The following is a 21,526-nucleotide window of genomic DNA, read 5'->3' as shown; positions in this document are numbered from 1 at the left end:
CATTCGGCATGTAAATTACAACATATACTTTCTGAACTGGCGTAAATGCGTTACAATAAGAATATTCGTGCCATTAAGAATGATTCAGGAGGCTATAACGACAATGACAGACAAAGATATCGAAACACAAGCAACCGAAGAGATCGAAAACGATCCAGAACGTGAACAGGCCCAAATCATTATTACATGGTTCCAGCACATTCAAGAAATCGTCAAAGAACAATTCCCTGAGTATGAAGTAGATGGTCAAATTGGAAATAACCCGACCTACGGTCCGATGTTTGCTTTTACACTTAAAAAAGATGAGAAGTCCACGGCATGCGGATTTTTCTTGAATGAAATTATGAGAAATTTCCAAACGAATCCAAACGCAGGACTTTGGATGTCCTCGTTCTTCGTTGATTTGCTGAGAAGTGACGAAAGCCACTTGCTTCCGAACCCGCCTCAAACCGAAGACGAAGCCAAAGAATTGTTGGACAAGCATATTGTTCCATATTGCGCGGCTGCAGTTCGTGAAGAATTCCCTGAGCAAAAGATCTATGTGGATCTTGAGCTTCATGAGGAGCATGGCCCGGTTCTCGAGGCTGGCTTTGTAGCGGTTGAAGATGGCAATAATACTTGTGCATTACCTTTGCAATATTTAATGACGTTATACTTATTGAATCGCGACCCAGCAGAACCAATTATCCAAGCGATGTACCGTTTGTATGAGGAAAACAATTTAGGTCAATAAGTATCAAAAATGAGAGACAGCCAGAAGGGGATTCCCTTTTGGCTGTTTTTCATTTCGCTGGAATCTGCGTTATAAATTCTCATACATCATAAAATCATCGTACGTCCGAATGACGGGTATGGCCGCACTCGTTCCGAGCTTCGCGTATTTCATCGCGTGCGAGGTGTTGAACAGCACAACCGTATCGGTCGGACGAAGCCAGCCTTGGTCACAAAGAGCAAGCATCGCTGCCCACGTCGCCGCGCCTTCAGGGGAAGAGGAAATACCTTCCGAGCCTAAGCACTGCGTGGCTTCCGCTATTTGCGTTTTGGAAACGGCGATGGCAGTTCCGCCGCTTTGCTTCACAATCGACAGAAGCAGTCCCAAATCCGGTGGATTGGGGACGCGCATCCCTGTCGGGTTCGGGATGATTCTGCCCACTGCTGATGGTTGAGTAGCATCGCTGCCTGCGCTTGGCGCTTGCCGCTGGTGTACTCCATCGACAATGGGCTGGCAGCCTTCCTCTTGGACACAAACGAAGCGAGGCATTTCCCCTTGGATGAAGCCTAATTCTTTCAGCTCCAGGAATGCCTTCCACATGCCGATAATACCGGACCCGCCGCCTGTGGGGTAGATGATGACGTCAGGGAATGTCCATCCCAGCTGCTCGGCGAGCTCAAGACCCATCGTCTTTTTACCTTCTACCCGCCCAGGCTCCTTTAAGGTGCCGACATTAATCCAGCCTTGCTCCGCTCGGCCAGTCTCGATGATCGCGGCGGCATCATGAATAAAGCCATCGACTAGCACAGTCGCAGCCCCGTACAGAGGGCACTCATCGACGATGAGAGAAGGGCAGTCCATGGGGATAAACACATACGCTTGAATTCCAGCTCTTCCTGCATAAGCGGCTAAAGCGCCTGCTGCATTCCCATTGGAAGGTACAGCGGCTTTTGTCGCTCCGGCTTCCTTTAGTAAGGAGACCGCAACCGAAAATCCTCGTGATTTAAAGCTGCCGGTCGGGTTTTGTTCTTCTCTTTTAATCCACAGACGTTTCAGCGACAGCTTGGTCTCCCAGTTCGGCATCCGAAGCAGAGGCGTCCAGCCTTCTCCTAAGGTAACGATATTGGCTTGATCGCGGATAGGAAGCAGCTCGTGATATTTCCACATCGAGGGGTATCGCAGTAGTAGGGATTGTTTTGTGAAGGATTTCGCAACGTGCTCGAGATCATAATCAACCAATAATGTGCCCCCGCACTTGCATTTCATGTCTTGATAGCGGAAGGGCAGCCTTGCAGCACATCGTGAGCAGATCAGCTCCCTTTGTATCATGTTTTGGCCTCCTCAGCGTCTTGGGCAGGAGCGGTCATTGTTTTTTCCTGCTCGCATGAAATGATTTAATTTTGTGGAAGGCAGCTTTGTTCGGAAGTTTTAAGAAGAGCTCGAGCATGGGGGCGAAATTCACTTCAATAATCCAAACATGTCCCTGCTTATCAAAAGCCATGTCAATGCCCATCGTTTTGACCCAACGGTAGGAGGGGGCTAGTTGAGCGGCTGATCGCAGGGTGACCGCGTGCAGGTCGGCAAGAAGCGCAGAAGAGTGCATATGCTGAAGCTCCGAGTGCTGAATTGCGTTCTCTACGGTGACAACCTTGCCCCCGCTCCTGCGAATATTGGTGACGATAAAACCTTTGCCGGCTACCTTCGCCAGCATACCCGTCACTTGCCAATCTGATTTCGGGTGGCGCTGCACCATCACGCGCATATCGAAGGGACGTCCATTCTTGGCCGCAAGGCTGATACGTTGTTGGACGATGTAATTTTTGTTGGCCTTTTTCTTGATAAAAGCATTGATATCCGCTTGGCTGGTATGCGTTTTCTTTTTGTCGCCATCTTGAAATTCATAGGTTGAGCTATTGATGGTTTTGACACGGATAACGCCTTTTCCGCCGTAACTGCCTGTGGGTTTCAGGATGATTTGCCCATACTTGTTCAGCATGCGCCAGAAGCTGTTCACGCTCAACCAGTCGGTTTCAGGCAAATAAGCCTGAAGCCTTTTTGACTTGCGCAGCAGTTTATATTTCGTCCATTTACTCGTCGATAGACTACTCATACGCTTTCTCTTCTTGCCTTTGAATGACCAAATCATGTTCCTCCACTTGAAGGAGCTGGTTGCGTTCATCAACGAAGACAACTTGTGGCTTGAGTGTACGAATTTCTTCTTCGCTCATAAGCCCCATGCTAAGAATAATGACAAGGTCGCCAGGGGAAAAGAGATGGGCAGGCGGACCGTTTAAGCCGATTTTGCCGCAGCCTTCGGGAGCGGGAATGGCGTACGTTTTCCAACGTGTAGCATTGCGCAGACTGGTGACTTGAACCATTTCATAGGGATAAATATTCGCTTTGCGCATCAGTAATCCATCTATGGTAATGCTGCCTACATAATCCAAATCGGCTTCCGTTACGGTCGCACGATGTATCTTCCCTTTACACATTAGTCGCTGCATGTGCAGTAGCGCTCCTTTATGATCACATGTTGTTCTTCACAGCGTATGAGAGGGACAAGAATCAGGGTGTAGGCATCCGCCTATTTCTCATGAAAAATGGGCAGCGCAAATAGGAAATAACGGTACGTTATTTCCCGGGAAAACGCAGGGTTCGACACGGGGAGGTGTCTCGCGGGAGGGATTAATGAGCAGCGTAACTCGAAAAAATCGAGTTACGCGCAGCGGCCAAGGCAAAAAGAGCAGCGTAACTCGAAAAAATCGAGTTACGCGCAGCGACTTAACAAAATGCCGCCCAATGCCCCCCCAGCAGCAAAAAAAACAGAGCCATGCGGCTCTGTTTTCAACTTCATATTAATTTAATCCCGCTAATTAAAACTAAAGTAGCAATAATCGTACGAAGTACCGTTGTCGGTGCTTTCGTAGCTAGCATGCTTCCGATGAGTACGCCAGGAATCGAGCCGATAAGTAAATTAAAAACAAGTGTAAAATTCACATTCCCCATGCTGGCATGCAGGATGCCTGCTGTCGAGGCAAGAAGGAAGGCGTGTGCGATATCCGTACCAACGAGTTGGGCAGGAATCATGCGGAAAAAATAAAGCATAGCAATAGCATACAAGGAGCCGGAGCCGATGGAGGTAAGTCCGACGATGAAGCCTAACACGGCTCCAATCGAGATTGTCAGCCAGCGCTTCTCTTCCAAGGATTTCAGCTGCCAGCGATTTTCTTTGAGCCGGTGTCCGAAGAACACCTTGAACATCGTGGCACAGGCCACTAGGATAAGCACATAGCCGAGCGCGTGCTTGATAAGTCCTTCTTGGTTGTCATAGAAGGAGTCAAAAAACTTCAAAAATATGATCGCGACGATAACCCCTGGAATACTGCCGCAGGCTAGCATTTTGACTAACTTAAAGTCGATCGTTTTCTGCCGCCAATGCTGAATCGTACCAAAAAGCTTCGTTATTGAATTGTACAAAAGGTCCGTGCCTACCGCGATAGAAGGATGAATACCAATTAAGATAAGGATCGGAGTCAGCAAGGAAGCGCCGCCTACACCTGTCATTCCGACCAGAAACCCAACAATTAAGCCCATTAGAATAATACTCAAAGTCATGTTGTCATGTCCTCTTTTCAATTCCCAACTAAACACATTGGATTAATTTTATTCCCGTATAAGTTTTTTGTAAAGAGAAATTTTCCAGTCCTGTACGTATCCGAATTAAGGACTTAATTCTGAGCTATCCATCGAATACGGAATCAGGTACAATGGATAGATGTGTCAAAGTTAGCTGAAGGAGGATCAACTATGCGAAATCGTACTACCGTGATGGTCAGTATCGTCCTGGCCATGTTAGTGGCGTCTATGGATACGACGATTGCCAATACAACCATGCCGATCATTGTGAATGACATTGGTGGGAACAGCCTGTACGCCTGGGCGTTTACCTCTTATATGGTACTTTCAACCGTTCTAGCTCCGCTCGCAGGACGATTATCGGATTTATTTGGGCGTAAGCGCATTTATGCCGCGGGTATTCTTTTATTTCTTGGGGGCTCTGTGCTGTGCGGTTTAGCGGACAGCATGGTGCAGCTCATCATTTTCAGAGCGATTCAAGGAATCGGTGCAGGTGTGATGATGCCGTTTCCATCCATTATTGCTGGGGATATCTATCCAGTGGAACAGCGGGGGAAGGTGCAAGCCTTTTTCACAGGGATGTGGGGATTATCAGCAATCTTGGCTCCTACGTTAGGGACTTTTTTCGTCACCTACATGAGCTGGCGCTGGATATTTTTCGTGAATATTCCGATCTGTATCATTGCTTTGCTAGCGCTGCTTCCTTACAAAGAGGTATACCAACCGAAGAAAGCCGTGATCGATTACTGGGGCGCACTATTGTTTGCCGCGGGAATTTCATCCTTGCTTCTAGTCACTGTGGTCCATTCCTACACCTTCCTATATGGTGCCGTTGGTGTTCTACTTCTGATTGCGTTCTTCCTCTATGAAAAAGGGCATGCAGCCCCGATCGTTCCCTTGAACTTAATGCGGAATCGGCCGGTCGCCCTCATGATAGCTGGTTCATTTCTCAGCTGTGCCGCACTTTTTGGAACGTCAAGCTATATCCCTTTATTCTTGCAAAATCAAGGGCACTCGCTATTCGTCAGTGGCATTGCGCTGTTAGCTACATCCATCGGTTGGATGGGGGTTGCCGTCCCAAGCGGAAAATGGGTGATTCGCTTCGGCTACAAGCCGCTGCTGCTGACGGGGAACGCATTGCTGCTCGTAACCGCGGTATTGCTTTTCTTCATTCGTGAAGGCACCTCATTTTGGTACATATTCAGTTCGCTATTCATGTTAGGTCTTTCGTTTGGACTGCTGTTTACGGTATCCACAATTGGCGCGCAACAGTTAGTCGAAGCTCATCAAAAAGGGATTTCGACCTCGCTGCAGCTATTCGCACGGAATATCGGTACAGCCGTCAGTGTGACCGTGATGGGTTCGATTGTTACAAAATCTAACGACTTTTATACGGGGATCCATGGGATGTTCGTATATGGGTTAATTGCCTGCATCGTGGCCTTCGCAGTACCATTGGCGATTCGCGAGGGAAGAAAAGAACGTTTGACTGTGTAAAAATGTAAAGATAGGGACTGTCCTCGAGCTTTGGGGAGAGTCCCTTTTTCGTATAAACTCTCATTTCTAAGGTCTTCATCTGAGGTTTGTAAGGTTGTTGGCGTTACCGTCTGGGCGCATAATAAAGAAGTAAGAAAGGAGGTCGCAATGGGAAAAATCATGACTAAGCCGTTGTCATCCGTGGGAGTCAATCAGGGTCGCCGGAGATCGTTAGGGCGCACACTGTATTTGCAACGATATTTATTAATAATGACGGTGCCCTTTATTATCTGGGCATTGATCTTTGCTTATGGACCGCTCTGGGGTTGGATTATGGCGTTTCAGAAGTATAAGCTGGGGCTTGGGGTTTGGCACAGTCCGTTTGTAGGATTGGACAACTTCAAGCAACTCTTTGAGGACAAGGATTTCTATTATGTCCTTAGAAACACAATGGTTATGGCCATCATGAATCTGCTAACGGGCTTTGTAGGGGCAATCGCGCTTGCCTTGTTATTAAATGAAGTTCGTGTAACCGCCTTCAAACGCACGATTCAAACCATTACGTACATTCCACACTTTGTTTCATGGGTCGTTATCGCCAATATCTTAATTACGTTTTTATCGCCGGATAGCGGGATGGTAAATACGTTTCTAATGAAACTTAGTATCATCGATTCACCGATTTATTTTATGGCGAACGAGGGGCTGTTCTGGTACATTCAAACCGCTGCCAACCTATGGAAGGAGCTGGGCTGGAGCACGATTATCTACTTAGCTGTGCTCGCCAGTTTAAACCCGGAGCATTATGAAGCCGCAGATGTCGATGGAGCAACCCGTTTTCAGAAAATGAGATATGTCTCGCTTCCAGGCATTATGCCTACTGCTTTCCTGCTACTTATTATTTCGCTTGGTTGGACGATTCAAGGCGGGTTTGAGTCCCAGTATTTGTTGGGCAATCCGGTGGTCATCGGCCGTTCAGAGGTTCTTGATTTATATGCGTTGCGCTACTCAACCGAAATTGGCGATTTCTCATATGGTGTTGCCATTAGTATGTTCAAATCGGTCGTCGCCATTATTCTGGTCGTATCGGTGAACTTTTTAGCCAGAAAAAGTGAAGGTAGCCGATTGTTCTAGAAAATGTCAGTAGGAGGTTGCTCATGCTTCGGCACCGTGCTTTCAGTGATTATGTGTTCTCGATATTCAATTATCTCTTTCTGGCGGTTCTCGGCTTTTGTACGCTATTCCCCTTTATTCATCTGCTGGCGATCTCTTTCAATGAACCACTGGATTTAATAAAAGGTGGCGTCACTTGGTTTCCGCGCAAATTCTCTACATTTAATTACGAATACGTCTTCAGTAATAAAAATTTATACATGGCTGTCGTTATCTCAATAACGAGAACGGTGGTTGGCACCGTATTGGGTGTGGTTTGCACCGCAATGATCGCTTTCGCACTTAGTCGGAGGGAATTCATCTTCCGCAAATCCTTTAACGTTTTCTTCGTCATCACCTTGTACGTGAATGGTGGACTGATCCCTACTTATCTGCTTATTAAAAATTTAGGCTTAATGAATCACTTCTGGGTGTACATTTTACCTGTGCTCGTTAGTGTTTATAATGTCATCATTATGCGAAGCTATTTCGAGCAGCTGCCCGAGGGAGTCGTGGAATCAACGCGAATTGATGGGGCAAATGAATTTCAAACGCTATTCCTCGTCATTATTCCGATCAGTTTACCTGTCATCGCGACGATTACTTTGTTTATTGGGGTGCAGCATTGGAACGCATGGTTTGATAATTACTTATACACGAGCCGCAATCAGGGATTAAGTTTATTGCAGTATGAGCTTATGAAGGTGTTATTGCAATCGGTTTCACAATCAGCGACAACTACCGCACAGATCGGGGCTAATAACGTAGCCAAACTGAGCCCGCAATCCATTCGTGCAGCATTAACCATTGTTGTCACTTTACCGATCTTATTCGTATATCCTTTCCTGCAAAAGTATTTCGTTAAAGGAATAACTATCGCTGCGATGAAAGAGTAAGACATGGGTATCAACAACCGCAATATCAGACGGAAGTCACATTCCGCAGATATATAACTAATTTTAAAGTGAGAGGGTGTCATATGATACAAAAGAAAAGGGCCCGTCATTTCATACTGCTTACTGTGAGCTGCATGGCTGCCATTACATTCTCAGGCTGTACGTCTTCCAATACGGAAACGGAAACAGCAACACCGAAAGCAACAACAGCAGAAAGTACTGCAGCAGCAACAGCTGCCGCTTCACAGAAGCCAACGGTTACCCCGGTTACTTTCTCCATGAGTACAGCTGACAACAAGCTGACGTGGGATAATTCGGTTTCTAAGAAGCTTACGGAGAAAACAGGCGTTTCTCTAAAGTATGATCTAATTGTAGGCGATGAGAAGCAGAAATGGGATATTTGGTTGGCCGGTGGGGATTATCCGGATATCATTCCTTTAGATCCTTTGCATATCAAAAAATACAAGGATGCTGGCGCGATCATACCATTAAATGATTTGATCGATAAGTATGGCCCGAACATTAAAGCGAAATACGGCGAGTATTTCAATCTTTTGAAATCCGAGGATGGGAAGATCGATTCCATTTCCAGCGTGCTTTTGAACAAAGAAGCATCACCAGATGCCTCACCGAACTTTATTATTCAATATGACGTATTGAAGGATGCGGGTTATCCGCAAATTAAAACGTTGGATCAACTGTACGACATCATTAGCAATTATGTAAAAAAATATCCGAAAATCGATGGGAAAGAAACGATTGGGTACTCAGCGGCTATGGCTGACTGGATCATGGATGCTCAGTTTAATAACCCGATTACGTTCGCTGCCGGTTTACCAGACCACGGAAACTTCCGCATTGGTGCGGATGGCAAGGTCACGTATAATCCGCTGACAGATGACGCCAAAACGTATGATCAATTCCTAAATAAGCTCTATACGAATAACCTTTTGGATAAAGAAACGTTCTCACTGAACATGGATGGGATGAGAGCTAAAATGGCGCAAGGCCGTGTTCTCGCTGCATTTGCACCAGCATGGATCGTAGGTGATACGGAGAAATCCTTGCGTGCTGCAGGCAAACCTGAACGCGCTTACGCACATATTCCAGTTTATTTCAAAGAAGGAACCGTGGATCACAATAATACCATAACACCAACTGGTGGGGGTACGGGTCAGTGGGTCATTACGAAAAATGCAAAAAATCCAGAGCGCATCATTCAATTCATCGATTATCTGTTCTCGGATGAAGGGCAAATTTTGACACATTGGGGTATCGAAGGAACAGATTATGAAGTTGTAAATGGCAAACGTCAAGAAACGAAGGACAAACTCGCAAAAGTGGCAGCTGATCCTGACTATGCCTACAAATCGGGACTTAAGAGTGTCAGCAGTGGAACAGCAGGCGATTGGTTCTCGCTTGGTAATGGCACGAAACTCGGTGATGGCGACTATGCGACACCAGTGACCAAAGAATCTGTTGTAGCGAATTATGATGCCATGACGAAAGAGGTATTAGCAAAATACGGCAAGAAGGTTTGGGCGGATTTCTTGCCTCCTGTTGAGAAAGTGCCTGGATATTTATGGCAGCTAACACCACCGGATAGCACGAAAGTTCCACAACAAAAAATTAGCGGAGATTGGCGTAAGCTGGTTCCTAAAGTTGTGATGTCCAAGGATACTGCAGAGTTTGAAAGTAATTGGCAGCTAATGAAAGATACAATTGCCAAAGATGGATTAGCCGCATATGAGGCTGATTTCACGAAATTATGGGCTGATTTTAATGCCGGCTATCAGAAGAAATTAGGGAAATAAATAAGTGTTGTGACAGACGATGGAACACTCCTTATCTTGCTCTAAGATAGGGAGTTTCCTGTGGGAAAAAGGGGAAGACGGTAACATATCGAATTATGATAGAAGGTGGCAAGTGCTGACCTAATCGAGATACGTCAAGGGGATCAGTGACATGAAAATCCGCACAAAGCTTATCATTACGCATTTACTTATCATGTTGGTTCTTCTGGGTTCCCTTACGTATGTGCTTGTCAAACGCAGCAGCGATCTCGTATTTGATAACATTATCGAAAATGCTAATCTGTCGCTCTCACAAGTTCGTGTTAATCTGGATCATAAACTAGGCTCTTACGAGGATATTGCGAATACGCTGTATTTAAATACCTCCTTGCAAGCCATGCTAATGAAGCATTTTCCAGATCTGCGGGATGCGTATGATGAATATTTTGCAAACTATGAGCCTTTGGATTCTGCTGTTAAGATTACACAAAATGTGTCACATCTCATCATCTACACAGATAATCCCTCCTTTGTATTTGCCAACTTTCATTTGATCGACAATGAGGTAAAGGTGAGCGATTGGTATCAGGCCGTCATCCAAAGTCCATTCGGTGCCTATTGGACGGCTTCTTATATGAACGAATTTCCTAAGGAACGCGTCTTCAGCTTACGCAAAAGACTGAATAAACAGGATCCGAATTCGCCAATCGTCGTATCAATTGAAGTAAATGTGAGTGTATTAAATGAGCTCATTCACGAAGAGAGTAAAGGAAAGCGCTTTATTTTCACCATGCCAGATGGCGTTGTATTGATTGATAGCTCCGAATCGAACTCCATCAAGCATCTGGATGAGCTTTCTTTCTCGAAGCAAATTCAAGCGTCTGCCGAAGGCAAGCTTCAGTATAAAGATGGTAAAGAGACCTATGAGGTTCTGTACCAAACACTCAATTCCCGGAATGTGGTTAAAGGGATGAAAGTAATCACACTCATTCCTGTCACAGAACTCATGCCGAAAATCAACCAACTGAAGTCTTTATCCTTCTTACTGCTTCTTATTGCGTGTGCGATCTCAGCTGCGCTGATTTTTGCTTTTTCTATGGGACTTACGCGCAGATTCACGGAGCTATCGATTAAAATGAGACGGGTTCATAAGGATAATTTCCAAAGCTTTATTGAAGTGAAAGGGAAGGATGAGGTTGCCCAGCTAGGTCAGATCTTTAATGTCATGGTTAAACGTTTAGGACAGCTGGTTAATGAGCGCTATCAATCCGAAATTGCTCGTCAAGAACAAGCGTTTCGAACAAAAGAGGTTGAACTTTACGCGCTGCAGGCTCAAATTAAGCCGCATTTTTTATTTAATATTTTGAATACGATTCGTGGGAAATTATTAATTGCTGGTGATCGGGAGAATGCTCAAGTTGTGGGACTACTGGCGAAGTCGTTTCGGATGATGTTGAAGAGTGGCGGGCAATCGATCCAATTAACCGAAGAAATTGAGTTCATTGAAATTTATTTACAGCTGCAAATGTACCGTTATGTCGATAAATTCGAGTTTGATATTCAAATTCCCGATGAGTTGAAAGGGAAGATGATTCCGAAACTGTGCTTGCAGCCGCTTGTGGAGAACGCGATCACACACGGGATCGAACTCAAAAAAACAAGCTCCCGGATATGGATTACAGGCGAAGCCATAGCTGGCAATATTCATCTAACGGTTAAAGATGATGGGCTAGGCATGTCAGCAGATCGGTTAAGTGAAATCCAAGGTTGGCTTCAAGAAGACAGCGCTCTGTCGCGTGATGCACATATCGGCTTACAGAACGTCCATCGTCGATTAAGGGATTTATACGGCGAAGCATACGGGCTTACCGTTGAAAGCGTAGAGGGGCAAGGAACGAAGGTTACCATGATGATACCAGAGCAGCCATTCCAAAGAGGTGATCAAGATGTATGACGTATTAATTGTGGAAGATGAGCCGATCGCTCGCGCATCTTTAACCTATTTACTCGATTGGCGCCGCTACGGGTTTGAAATCAGAGGAGAAGCCGAAGATGGCAGGCAGGCGCTGGACATGATGAAAGCCCACTACTACTCGCTCGTGATTACGGATATTCGCATGCCGGTTATGGGCGGTTTGACGTTTATTCAAGAATTACGGAAGTTCTCGGACGCTGCCGTGGTCATTTTGACAGGCTATGATGACTTCGAGTATGCCAGACAAGGCCTGAAGCTTGGCGTTCAGGATTACTTGCTTAAGCCCGTGGACGAGGATGATTTAATTGCTGTTTTGACGAAGGCAAGAGAAAACCTTGATCTCCAATATATGACGAACAAACAACTGAGTTTAGGTGTCTCTGCCTTGCGGGATCAGTTTTTCAAACGTTGGGTTCATGGCCAAGTAAAAAAACAAGAATTCGAAGAGCAGACAAAGCTGCTCGGCATCCGGGAACAATGGCATTCAAGCTGCTGTTTGTTGGTAGAGATGGACTTTATCCATTCGCTGCATACCCACTGGACCGATTACGAAATGGAACTGAAACGTTTCGCCATTCGCAACATTATGGAGGAAATCTGCGGAGAAACTGGTTTTGTTTTTGAAGAGTCAGAGGAACGGTACACGCTAATGATCCTCGAACCGGAGAATAGCTTTCTAAGTGAGGCTGAGCTCACTTCGTTGGCAGAGAAACTATGCGCGTCCATTCAGCAATTTGCCAAAGAAACAGTCAGTATTGGTGTCGGTCATACCGTAACGACTTGGGAAGCTGTCGAGCAGTCCTTTGCAGCCGCCGAAGTGGCCCTAGATGGGAAGTTTCTGCGCGGACGCAATACCATCTTAACGAGTCCTGACAAAAGCACGGAAGATACGGCTCAAGCTCACCTGCGTCATTCATTGGAAGTGAATGTGATTGAGGCCATCAAAACCTTACAAGCGGATCAAGTGCGTCAAGCGCTTATGCAATTGAAGGAAGGGTTTAAATCAGGCCTATTTCCAGCAAATGCGATTAAAGTTAATGTCTTAGAAATCCTTCTTCAACTCTCTCATGTCGTGAAAGATGCGGGAGCAAGCCACATGCTTTTGTTCGATGATAAGCTAGGCGATTATGAGCTTGTCATGCGAAGTAAAACGAGTGATGATCTCTACCAGTTCATCGCAGATAAATGTATGGCTGTGCTTGAACTGTTACATCGCATGAAAGATCAGCAGCCGAACAAAGTGTTTGATACCGTGAAGAGGTTGGTTCAGGAGCAGTTTCATACCCAGATTAGTTTGCGGAGCGTCGCACAGCAAGTCTATATGAATCCACATTACTTAGGGAAACTGTTTAAGGCGAATGCAAATGTATCTTTTAATGAATATATCTTGCAGCTGCGGATGGAGAAAGCCAAAGAATTGTTACTTTTTACGGATAAAAAAGTGTATGAAGTCGCCCAAGAGGTTGGCTTCGGTGAGTTGGATTGGTTCTATAAACGGTTTAAAAACTATACAGGCGTCAGCGCTGGGGAATTCAGAGCTTCAGTTTAGCAGATAGGAGGAGCAGGATGTATTTCGGTGTTTGTTATTATCCGGAGCATTGGCCGGAGGAGCGTTGGGAAACCGATGCGAAGATGATGCGAGAAGCAGGCATTAACATCGTGAGGATTGGCGAGTTCGCTTGGTCACGGATGGAGCGTTGGGAGGGCAGTTTCGACTTCTCTTGGTTGGATCGTATTATCAGCATTCTGGCTGAGGAAGGTATTCAGGTCATATTGGGTACCCCTACAGCTACTCCGCCAAAATGGTTGATGGATAAGCATCCCGATCTGTATATGCGAGATATGTATGGGGATGTTCGAGGGTATGGGAATCGTCGACATTATTGTTATAACAATGATGCTTACTTGCCATATATCAATACCATTGTGGGTAAAATGGCCGAACGTTACGGCAACGATCCGCGTGTTGTTGCTTGGCAAATAGATAATGAATTTGGCTGCAATGAGACGACTCGTTGTTATTGTGATAACTGCAGAACTAAATTTCAGCTTTGGCTGAAGGACAAATATCAAGAAATTGACCAGCTGAATGCTTGCTGGGGGACTGTTTTTTGGAGTCAAATCTATAATGAGTGGAAACAGGTCATTGTCCCTGCCTATACGGTGTTTCCGCTGCATAACCCAGGCTTGGTGCTGGATTATCGTAGATTTGCTTCAGACGCTGTTTGCCGATTCCAGAAGGTTCAAACCGATATCATTCGAAAGCATGCGCCGCAGGCGACAATCACCCACAATATGATGGGTGCTTTCAATGAAATCGATGCTTTCGATTTGTCCGAGGATTTGGATATTGTTTCTTGGGATAATTATCCGAATCTCATGTTTACCAAAGAAGTCGATCCAGCGCTTGCCGCGATGCAGCATGATATGACGCGCGGGCTGAAGCAAATGAATTTCTGGGTCATGGAGCACCAAAGCGGCCAGCCTGGCGGTAATATCATGTTTCCAACACCGAAACCGCAAGAGCTGCGGAGATGGACGTACCAGTCGATTGCCCATGGGGCGGATGGCATATTGTATTTCCGCTGGAGAGGCTGTTTATTCGGCGCTGAGCAATATTGGCATGGCATTTTGGCACATGATGGCAAAGCAAGCAGGAAGTATCGCGAGGTACAGCAGGTCGGAACCGAGCTGGCCAGAATTTGGCCTGTTTTGGAAGGCTCAAAGAACAAAGCCCAGGTTGCGATGATTCGGTCGTATGACAATGAGTGGGTGTTCGAAATTCAACCTCATATTATGGACTACACATACATGGGGCATTTTACAAGTTATTATCACTATTGGTATGACAACCATATTGGAACTGATATTATTTCGCCTGAGGCCGACTTTTCGGGGTATCGCCTCGTAGTGCTTCCTAACTTTATTATGACGACCGATGAGATCGTGGCCAAAGTTTATGAATATGTACATGCTGGTGGCATCATTGTGTTGGATTATCGGGCTGGCGCCAAGGACTGGCATAATCGCATGGAAGCGCTCACACTTCCGGGGAAGTTTTCAGATTTGCTTGGCATTAGCGTTGAGGAGTATGGCGTGCTGGGGAAGGATGAGGTTCGTCGGGTTCAACTGCTTGGAAGTGAGAGAGTCTATCACGGCGGAACGTGGTTCGATGTCATAAAGACCCACGGGGCTGAGGCAATAGCTACTTTCAGTGAAGACTATTTCTCAGGTTGTCCAGCGGTGACCATGAATGTATATGGCAAAGGGAAGGCGTACTACATAGGTACGGAACTAGATGCCAAGCTTCGAGATGAGATTTTTAGCATGATATATGGGGAGGCTGAACTGGTCAAGTCGGGGGATGGAGTTGTAGCAGATTCACCTGGTGTTGAGGTACTATCACGTTTCAAAGGGGATCAGGCGTATACGTTCGTTATCAATCATACGGTAGAGACAGTTCACGTGCAGATTCCTACCCTGATGTATGATCTGTTATCCGAGTCGGAAGTTCATGGGGAAATGGTGCTCGACGGTAACGGTGTAATGATTTTGTGTGGGGCTGAGTCTAATGGCAGTGCCACTTTGGAGGGATAAAAAGTATGGAAATAGGAGTGGCCTATTACCCTGAGCACGAGAGATCCGACCAATGGCCGATTGATTATAAGAAGCTCCAAGATGCAGGTATCCCTTATATTCGCATTGCCGAATTCGCTTGGTCAACGCTGGAGCCAGAAGATGGCGTCTATAACTGGGCATGGCTAGACCAGTCCATTGAGCTTGCAGCTGAATTCGGCATTAGGGTCGTACTCTGTACACCCACGGCTTGTCCGCCGATTTGGCTAGTTGAACGATATCCAGATGTGCTGCCTGTGCATAAAAGCGGTAAGACTGTTGGCTTCGGTGCGAGACAGCATCGCTCCTACTATTCGCCAAACTACTTAGCGTATTCAAAGCGTATTGTTGTTCTGATGGCTGAACGATATGGCCAACATCCGAATGTGATCGCTTGGCAGTTGGATAATGAATTTGGCGGTGAAACCAAATATGATTACGGCGATTGTGCGAAGCAAGCCTTCCATCAGTATTTGGCTGACAAATACGGGACGATCTCGCAGTTAAACGAGGCATGGGGAACGGTGTTCTGGTCCCAGCATTATCAGACCTGGGCGCAGATTCCGCTGCCTGCTCCGATTCAGAGCGATGTGATGATGTGGCCGCATCCGAGCCTTGAGCTGGAGTTTGCCAGATTCTCCTCGCAAGGGCTGGTTCAGTTCGCACGCATGCAGGAGCGCGTGCTTCGTCCGCATATCGGTGATCGACCGATTACAACGAACGGGTTCATGTTTTGTTGGGGAGATAACATCAACTGGGTCGATATGTTCACAACGCTAGACGTCGTCGGCATGGATATTTACAGTGATAAGCCGCATGAAATTGCCTTTTATTCCGATGCAAGCCGCAGTGTTCTTGCTAAGCCGTTCTGGATGATGGAGTACGGCGCAGGGGCAGGTCAACTGGAACGAGATATGCGAATCATTGAGGAGCGGGGGTGTGAACGATTTTTTCTGTTCAAAATGAAGCCATTCCCTTGGGGACAGGAGCAGGGGAAAGGAAGCAAGGAATTGCTCACCTTAACCGGTGAACCTTCGGAGAACTACAACGTCATTCAGCGCTATACGAAGGCTGCTGAAGCAGGAGACGTGGAAAAATTGCAGACTGCGGCCATAGAGTCAACCGTTGGATTGTACTATCATTTTGATAGCTCGTGGATCTATCAGATCTCCGTCTCAGATCGACTGCCCTATGCCAATTATGTTGTGGACTCCGTCTATCGCCCGCTATTCGAGCTGAATAAGCAGGTGGATGTCGTGTATATGGCTCGACAGATTAAGAACTATGAGCTGCTCATCCTGCCGCTGCACATTATGTACGATGTGGAGCTGGAAGATGCATTGATCGCTTACGTACACGATGGCGGTAAGTTGGTCGTAACCACAGATTTGTTTCGCAAAAATGAATGTAATGTATTCTTAACTGAAATTCCGAGATTGTTTAATGCGCTTTTCGATTGGCAGACGAATAATTTTGTGACAGATGCTATGGACATCACACAACCGATCGTTCTGGAGCATGAGTCGGGAAGTGGAAAATCGTGGCTTATCGCCAGAGACAGCTCACCTGAGGAATGGCGAGAAGTGATTGAGCGAATTGTTGCTGAATAAAAGTGGAGCCCCGCGCAATAGGCTCGGGAATTGAGCCTAATCCCGCTCTCCCCGCGAGCCCATCTAATTGACGCAAGTTGACAGCAGTCCCAAGTTAGGAGATTATGAAAAGATATACGACGAAAGAAAGAAGTGAATGCACGTGTTATTGAATGTAAAGTCTCGTCTACATGAGGGTGAAATCCAGGAATTGTTAAGTTACAGCGTATTTCCTGACGATGATAGCTTACAATTGGCCTTAAGCCAATATGAAAAAGATGAAGACGCTTGGTTGTTTGCTTACGAGTCCGAAGGGATCCTGGTCGGGATCATTGGTTTTACGATGAATGCGAAGCAAGAAATGACGCTGAATCATCTAGCGGTTGAACCTGAAAGCCGAGGTGTTGGCTTTGGCCGTGGCATGCTGCTTGAAATCATCGAAGACATGCAGCCTACGCGGATCACGGTGGAAACTGATGAAGATGCCGTACAATTTTACCGTAATGTAGGATTTGTGATAAGAAGTCTAGGTGAGAAATATCCCGGCGTGGAGCGTTTTCTATGTACGTATGAGGTTGAAGAAGACGACGAAGAATAGAATGAGAAAATCCCGAGTGACTGCAGCGATGCAGTGCTCGGGATTTTTTTGCGTATGAATAGATAATAGCTACATGCGTGATTTGACGGTTCTTGCATATTCCGAAGGACTCATTAATGTCGCTTTCTTAAAAGCTTTAGAGAAATAATGCACCGAGCTAAACCCGAGTCGACTTGCGATTTCCGTGAAATTGTACGTTTCTTCGCGAATCAGGATTTTAGCTTGATCGATTTTTAATAGAGCAAAATACTCCATGAGCGAATAGTTCGTCTGCTTTTTGAACTGATCCTTGAGCTGTGTTTTGCCAACACAGAACACTTGGCTAATTTCGTTCAGCGAGAGATGCGCGTCGATATGGTCAGCCATGTAGCTGATCACTTTCGTCGTCAGATCATGGACCGTTTTCTCCTTAGCCAATGTCGATAATGGCGTGTCAGCTTCCGTTGGAGCGGATTTCCGCAGCAAACGTAATAGCAGAATTTCCAGATAGCTTTGCAGCATTTGCTCACTGCCAATGGGGGCGTCTTGCCGGCGTGCCAGTGGATGCGTGAAAGGAAAGTGAAAGGCTCGCTGGCCTTCTCGCACAACTTGAGCGAGTAAATTGCGCTCCTCATCCTCCAAGTGCAGCACTTTTTGTTCGAAAAATTGCATAGCCTTCGAATGACAGTCAAACGTCATCACAATTAAATTTGGGGCTTTTCCTTTGGTCGCATAAAAGCTATGAAATTCATTCGGTTTATGAAAAATAATAGACCCTTGCTTGAGTAAGTAGCGCTGGTCATCTGCCTGCACCTCAACCTCGCCACGGTCCACATAAAGAAATTCCCAGAAGTCATGCTTCTCACCATTAAATACAAAGTCCTTCCCATACTCGAAGTAATGCATCGTAATGACTTTATTAATAATTAGACTCATCTTCAAATGCGTCCGGTAATATTCAGTGGCTTTCTTTTCGCTTATCGACATAGGTGTCACTCCTGAAAGTTCGCTAGAAAGTGTATATGCCTATCATAGCACAGCAGATAAAACAAAAAAATCGGCTTTCAAGACAAAGCAAGAATGGGGGGCATCTTTTATAATCAAGGTATCGTTAAGTTTGAGGGGGAGCATACATGAAGTTAGGTGTAATTGGCTATGGGAGAAGGATTGAGCATGTGGTTAGGGAAGTGCTAAAGGCAGATGCGGACTGCCAAGTAGCAGCAATTGTAGATGTACGTAAAGACTTGATTAAGGAACAGCTTGATGCACAAGGATGGAATCATATTAACTATTACGACACACCAGAACAAATGCTGGAATCAGAACAATTAGACGGGGCCATGATCGGCACTCGCTGTAGTCTCCATACGACGATGGGGTTGAAAGTATTGCGGCACAATCTTCCCCTTTATATGGAAAAGCCAGTGGCTACAAATTTTGAAGATTTAATCCGGTTAAAACAAGGATATGAGGCTTCCACATCGCCTGTTGTGGTATCGTTTCCACTAAGAGTAACTTCAGTTGTTGAGCTGGTTAAGGAAATTATTCAATCTGGCAAAATTGGTACGGTTGAACATGTGCAAGCGATAAATAATGTGCCATATGGCCGAGTTTATTTTCAAAGCTGGTACCGCGATGAGGAAGAAACGGGAGGCTTGTTCCTGCAAAAGGCGACGCACGATTTGGACTATATTCAAGCTGTGCTGGGGCAAAATCCAATTAGCGTCTGCGCTATGACGTCCAAGCAAATTTTCAAGGGCAAAAAATCCGCTGGACTCCAATGCGTGAATTGTGAAGACAATCGCACCTGCTTGGAAAGTACCGTTGGAACGACAGAAGAGCTGGATCCGACGTGGCAATATTGCTGTTATGCCGAAGATACAGGGAATGAAGATTCAGGAAGCGCACTGTTCCGATATGAAAGCGGTATGCATTTGTCTTATTCGCAAAACTTCTTCATCCGAAAAGGCGCAGCAGCACGCGGTGCTCGGTTCATGGGATATAAGGGTACGGTAGATTTTGATTTCTACACAGGCCAAGTGAAGGTGTATATGCATCATACGGCGCGAGTAGAAACCTATGATTTGGATAAGGGAAGCAATCATTTTGGTGGCGATCAGAAGCTGGCCCGCAATTTTACAGAGATTATGAGAGGGAGAGCGACATCTATTTCAACGCTTGACGATGGGTTGATGAGTGCACTGATGTGTATGAAGGCCCAGGAATCAGCACAGACAGGCACTTTCCAGACTTTGAGCTGGACATAATTGGAGGGAGTACACGGCACATGGGTCAAAAAGGTACTTTTCAAACGATAAGCTTGAGCTCGTTATCTAAGGTTTTTGCAGATGAAGCGCCACGTGAGGCAGCCTATACACAGGCTACGGCACTTCAAGGTGAAACCTTTGCGTTTCAGATTGCTTATACATCGAATAAGATGATGAAAAACATAGGCGTTGAAGTCAATTCAACGCTTGGTCTTCCTTTTACAATGCGTGCTGTAGGTCTTGTTCCTTCTGAAATGCCCTGCTATGCAGACCACGATTTGCATGTATTGCGCTCAGCACCAGGGCTGTATCCCGATCCGTTGTATCCGCTTGAAGAAAATAAAATTACAGCACTTCCTGGTCAGTGGAGATCGATCTGGATTCACGTTGAATTGCAGGGTTCGATACCCGCTGATACCTATTCGGTGAACGTCATTTTCTCATCTGCAGAAGGAGAGAGACTTAGCGAGGAAGTGCTGGAGCTATCCGTGCTGGCTGCCTCTTTACCAAAGCAAAAGCTGATCCACACGGAATGGTTCCACACGGACTGCCTTGCTACGCATTACAAAGTTGACGTATTCAGCGAGGAGCACTGGAGACTCATTGGTGACTTTATCGACACAGCGGTGAAGCATGGGATCAACATGATTTTGACTCCGATCTTTACACCGCCGTTGGACACTGTGATCGGTGGGGAGCGCCCAACGGTGCAACTGGTTGACGTCGAAGTCGCACAAGGCCATATTGACGCTAACACGACGTATCATTTCAACTTTGCGAAGTTGGAACGATGGGTAGCGCTTTGCCAAAATAAAGGCGTCGAGTACTTCGAGATCTCCCATTTGTTCACACAGTGGGGAGCTAAGCATACACCTAAAATTATCGCTGCCGTAGACGGCGTAGAAAAACGCATCTTCGGCTGGGATACGGATGCATCAGGAGAAGCTTATGCTCATTTTCTGGGGCAGTTCATCCCTGAGCTGGATCGCGCCCTTCGAAGCTTAGGCATCGCGTCCTGCTGCTATTTCCACGTGTCGGATGAGCCTGTGGAGGCACATCTGGAAACGTACAAAAAAGCGAGTGACCTCGTTAAAAAGCTGCTTCCGCCGGAATATCCGATCATCGATGCTTTGACGGAGATATCTTTCTACGAACAGGGTCTCGTTCAGAAGCCGATACCGTCAAACGATCATATCGAGCCTTTCTTAGAGGCTGGCGTCCCTGATTTATGGACGTATTACTGCTGCGCACAGTACAAAGAAGTGTCGAACCGATTCTTTAACATGCCGTCCGCCCGCAACCGAGTCATTGGCTTGCAGCTGTATAAGTTCAGCATTCAGGGGTTTTTGCATTGGGGATATAACTTCTATTACTCCCAATACTCGATTAAACCGCTGGATCCGTTTAAGGTGACGGATGCCCTGCATGCTTTTCCATCCGGAGATAGCTTCCTAGTGTATCCAGGTGAAACAGGGCCAATCGAGTCGATTCGACTGGAAGTGTTCTATGAAGCGCTGCAGGATTTGCGCGCATTGCAATTGCTGGAATCGTTCATCGGCAAGGAGCGAACGGTCGCCTTAATCGAAGATGGCTTATCAGAGCCGATCACGTTCTCTGTTTATCCGCGCAGCACCGAATGGATGCTTGATGTGCGCGAAAGGATTAATGCGGCGATTGAGGCACTTAGTTAGATAAGGAAGAAGCTGCCCCCAAAGCGTTTGGGAGGGCAGTTTTTTTTGTGTTGACACAATATGGGTGTTGATCTATAGTTATAACAACCAAAAAACCAAGTTTTTTAATCGGAATAATAAGTTTAATCATAGTATGATGAAAGGGGT

At 46.1% G+C, this 21,526-nt stretch carries 17 protein-coding genes; 12 read left to right on the top strand and 5 right to left on the bottom strand.

The window, feature by feature from the left end:
• The first annotated feature begins 103 nt into the window (after positions 1-103).
• A complete protein-coding gene (locus AC58UX_RS23485; protein ID WP_497257168.1) occupies positions 104-733 on the top strand; it encodes a hypothetical protein in 630 nt (209 codons plus the stop codon).
• A 69-nt stretch (positions 734-802) separates the two neighbouring features.
• Here the strand turns inward: AC58UX_RS23485 and AC58UX_RS23480 are convergent, their stop codons facing one another.
• From AC58UX_RS23480 to AC58UX_RS23465, 4 genes are all read right to left on the bottom strand, one after another.
• Positions 803-2,041 carry a threonine synthase gene (locus AC58UX_RS23480; protein ID WP_497257166.1) on the bottom strand — a complete coding sequence of 413 codons (1,239 nt, stop codon included), beginning with the start codon at positions 2,039-2,041 and terminating at the stop codon, positions 803-805.
• Positions 2,042-2,075: 34 nt separating this feature from the next.
• On the bottom strand, positions 2,076-2,822 hold the full coding sequence (locus tag AC58UX_RS23475; protein WP_497257164.1) for a YheC/YheD family protein: 747 nt from the start codon (positions 2,820-2,822) through the stop codon (positions 2,076-2,078).
• A complete protein-coding gene (gene panD, locus AC58UX_RS23470; RefSeq protein ID WP_497257162.1) occupies positions 2,815-3,216 on the bottom strand; it encodes an aspartate 1-decarboxylase in 402 nt (133 codons plus the stop codon). Before panD ends, AC58UX_RS23475 begins: the two co-directional genes overlap by 8 nt.
• 346 nt (positions 3,217-3,562) lie before the next feature.
• Positions 3,563-4,327: a sulfite exporter TauE/SafE family protein gene (locus AC58UX_RS23465; protein WP_497257160.1), complete on the bottom strand. Its 765-nt coding sequence runs from the start codon at positions 4,325-4,327 to the stop codon at positions 3,563-3,565.
• Between the two features lie 135 nt (positions 4,328-4,462).
• Between AC58UX_RS23465 and AC58UX_RS23460 the strand changes: the two genes are divergently transcribed.
• The 9 genes from AC58UX_RS23460 (at position 4,463) to AC58UX_RS23420 (ending at position 17,442) form a co-directional block, all read left to right on the top strand.
• Positions 4,463-5,845, top strand: a complete 1,383-nt coding sequence (locus AC58UX_RS23460) for an MFS transporter (protein WP_497257284.1) — start codon at positions 4,463-4,465, stop codon at positions 5,843-5,845.
• A 147-nt stretch (positions 5,846-5,992) separates the two neighbouring features.
• Positions 5,993-6,958 (top strand): ABC transporter permease, encoded by a 966-nt coding sequence (locus AC58UX_RS23455; RefSeq protein ID WP_497257158.1) that lies wholly within the window; start codon positions 5,993-5,995, stop codon positions 6,956-6,958.
• Positions 6,959-6,981: 23 nt separating this feature from the next.
• Positions 6,982-7,872 (top strand): carbohydrate ABC transporter permease, encoded by an 891-nt coding sequence (locus AC58UX_RS23450; RefSeq protein ID WP_497257156.1) that lies wholly within the window; start codon positions 6,982-6,984, stop codon positions 7,870-7,872.
• A 134-nt stretch (positions 7,873-8,006) separates the two neighbouring features.
• Entirely contained in the window at positions 8,007-9,686 is a 1,680-nt protein-coding gene (locus AC58UX_RS23445) for an extracellular solute-binding protein (RefSeq protein ID WP_497257154.1), read from the top strand.
• Between the two features lie 151 nt (positions 9,687-9,837).
• Positions 9,838-11,619: a sensor histidine kinase gene (locus tag AC58UX_RS23440; RefSeq protein WP_497257152.1), complete on the top strand. Its 1,782-nt coding sequence runs from the start codon at positions 9,838-9,840 to the stop codon at positions 11,617-11,619.
• Complete coding sequence (locus AC58UX_RS23435; protein WP_497257150.1) at positions 11,612-13,189, top strand: response regulator; 1,578 nt, start codon at positions 11,612-11,614, stop codon at positions 13,187-13,189. The genes AC58UX_RS23440 and AC58UX_RS23435 overlap by 8 nt, the downstream gene beginning before the upstream one ends.
• Positions 13,190-13,206: 17 nt before the next feature.
• Entirely contained in the window at positions 13,207-15,237 is a 2,031-nt protein-coding gene (locus AC58UX_RS23430; RefSeq protein ID WP_497257148.1) for a beta-galactosidase, read from the top strand.
• Between the two features lie 5 nt (positions 15,238-15,242).
• Entirely contained in the window at positions 15,243-16,865 is a 1,623-nt protein-coding gene (locus AC58UX_RS23425; RefSeq protein WP_497257146.1) for a beta-galactosidase, read from the top strand.
• Between the two features lie 136 nt (positions 16,866-17,001).
• Complete coding sequence (locus AC58UX_RS23420; protein ID WP_497257144.1) at positions 17,002-17,442, top strand: GNAT family N-acetyltransferase; 441 nt, start codon at positions 17,002-17,004, stop codon at positions 17,440-17,442.
• A gap of 69 nt (positions 17,443-17,511) precedes the next feature.
• On the opposite strand, the gene AC58UX_RS23415 is transcribed toward AC58UX_RS23420, so the two are convergent.
• Positions 17,512-18,408 (bottom strand): helix-turn-helix domain-containing protein, encoded by an 897-nt coding sequence (locus AC58UX_RS23415; protein ID WP_497257142.1) that lies wholly within the window; start codon positions 18,406-18,408, stop codon positions 17,512-17,514.
• A 146-nt stretch (positions 18,409-18,554) separates the two neighbouring features.
• Between AC58UX_RS23415 and AC58UX_RS23410 the strand changes: the two genes are divergently transcribed.
• Together AC58UX_RS23410 and AC58UX_RS23405 are read left to right on the top strand one after the other, a co-directional pair.
• Positions 18,555-19,688 carry a Gfo/Idh/MocA family protein gene (locus tag AC58UX_RS23410; protein WP_497257140.1) on the top strand — a complete coding sequence of 378 codons (1,134 nt, stop codon included), beginning with the start codon at positions 18,555-18,557 and terminating at the stop codon, positions 19,686-19,688.
• A gap of 20 nt (positions 19,689-19,708) precedes the next feature.
• Positions 19,709-21,379, top strand: coding sequence for a DUF4091 domain-containing protein (locus tag AC58UX_RS23405; protein ID WP_497257138.1), 1,671 nt, complete (start codon positions 19,709-19,711; stop codon positions 21,377-21,379).
• Positions 21,380-21,526: the final 147 nt, after the last annotated feature.

This window comes from Paenibacillus sp. J22P90, from assembly GCF_059692195.1.
Note: the sequence above shows the minus strand (reverse complement) of the source record. Positions and strands in the feature narration are given on the sequence as shown.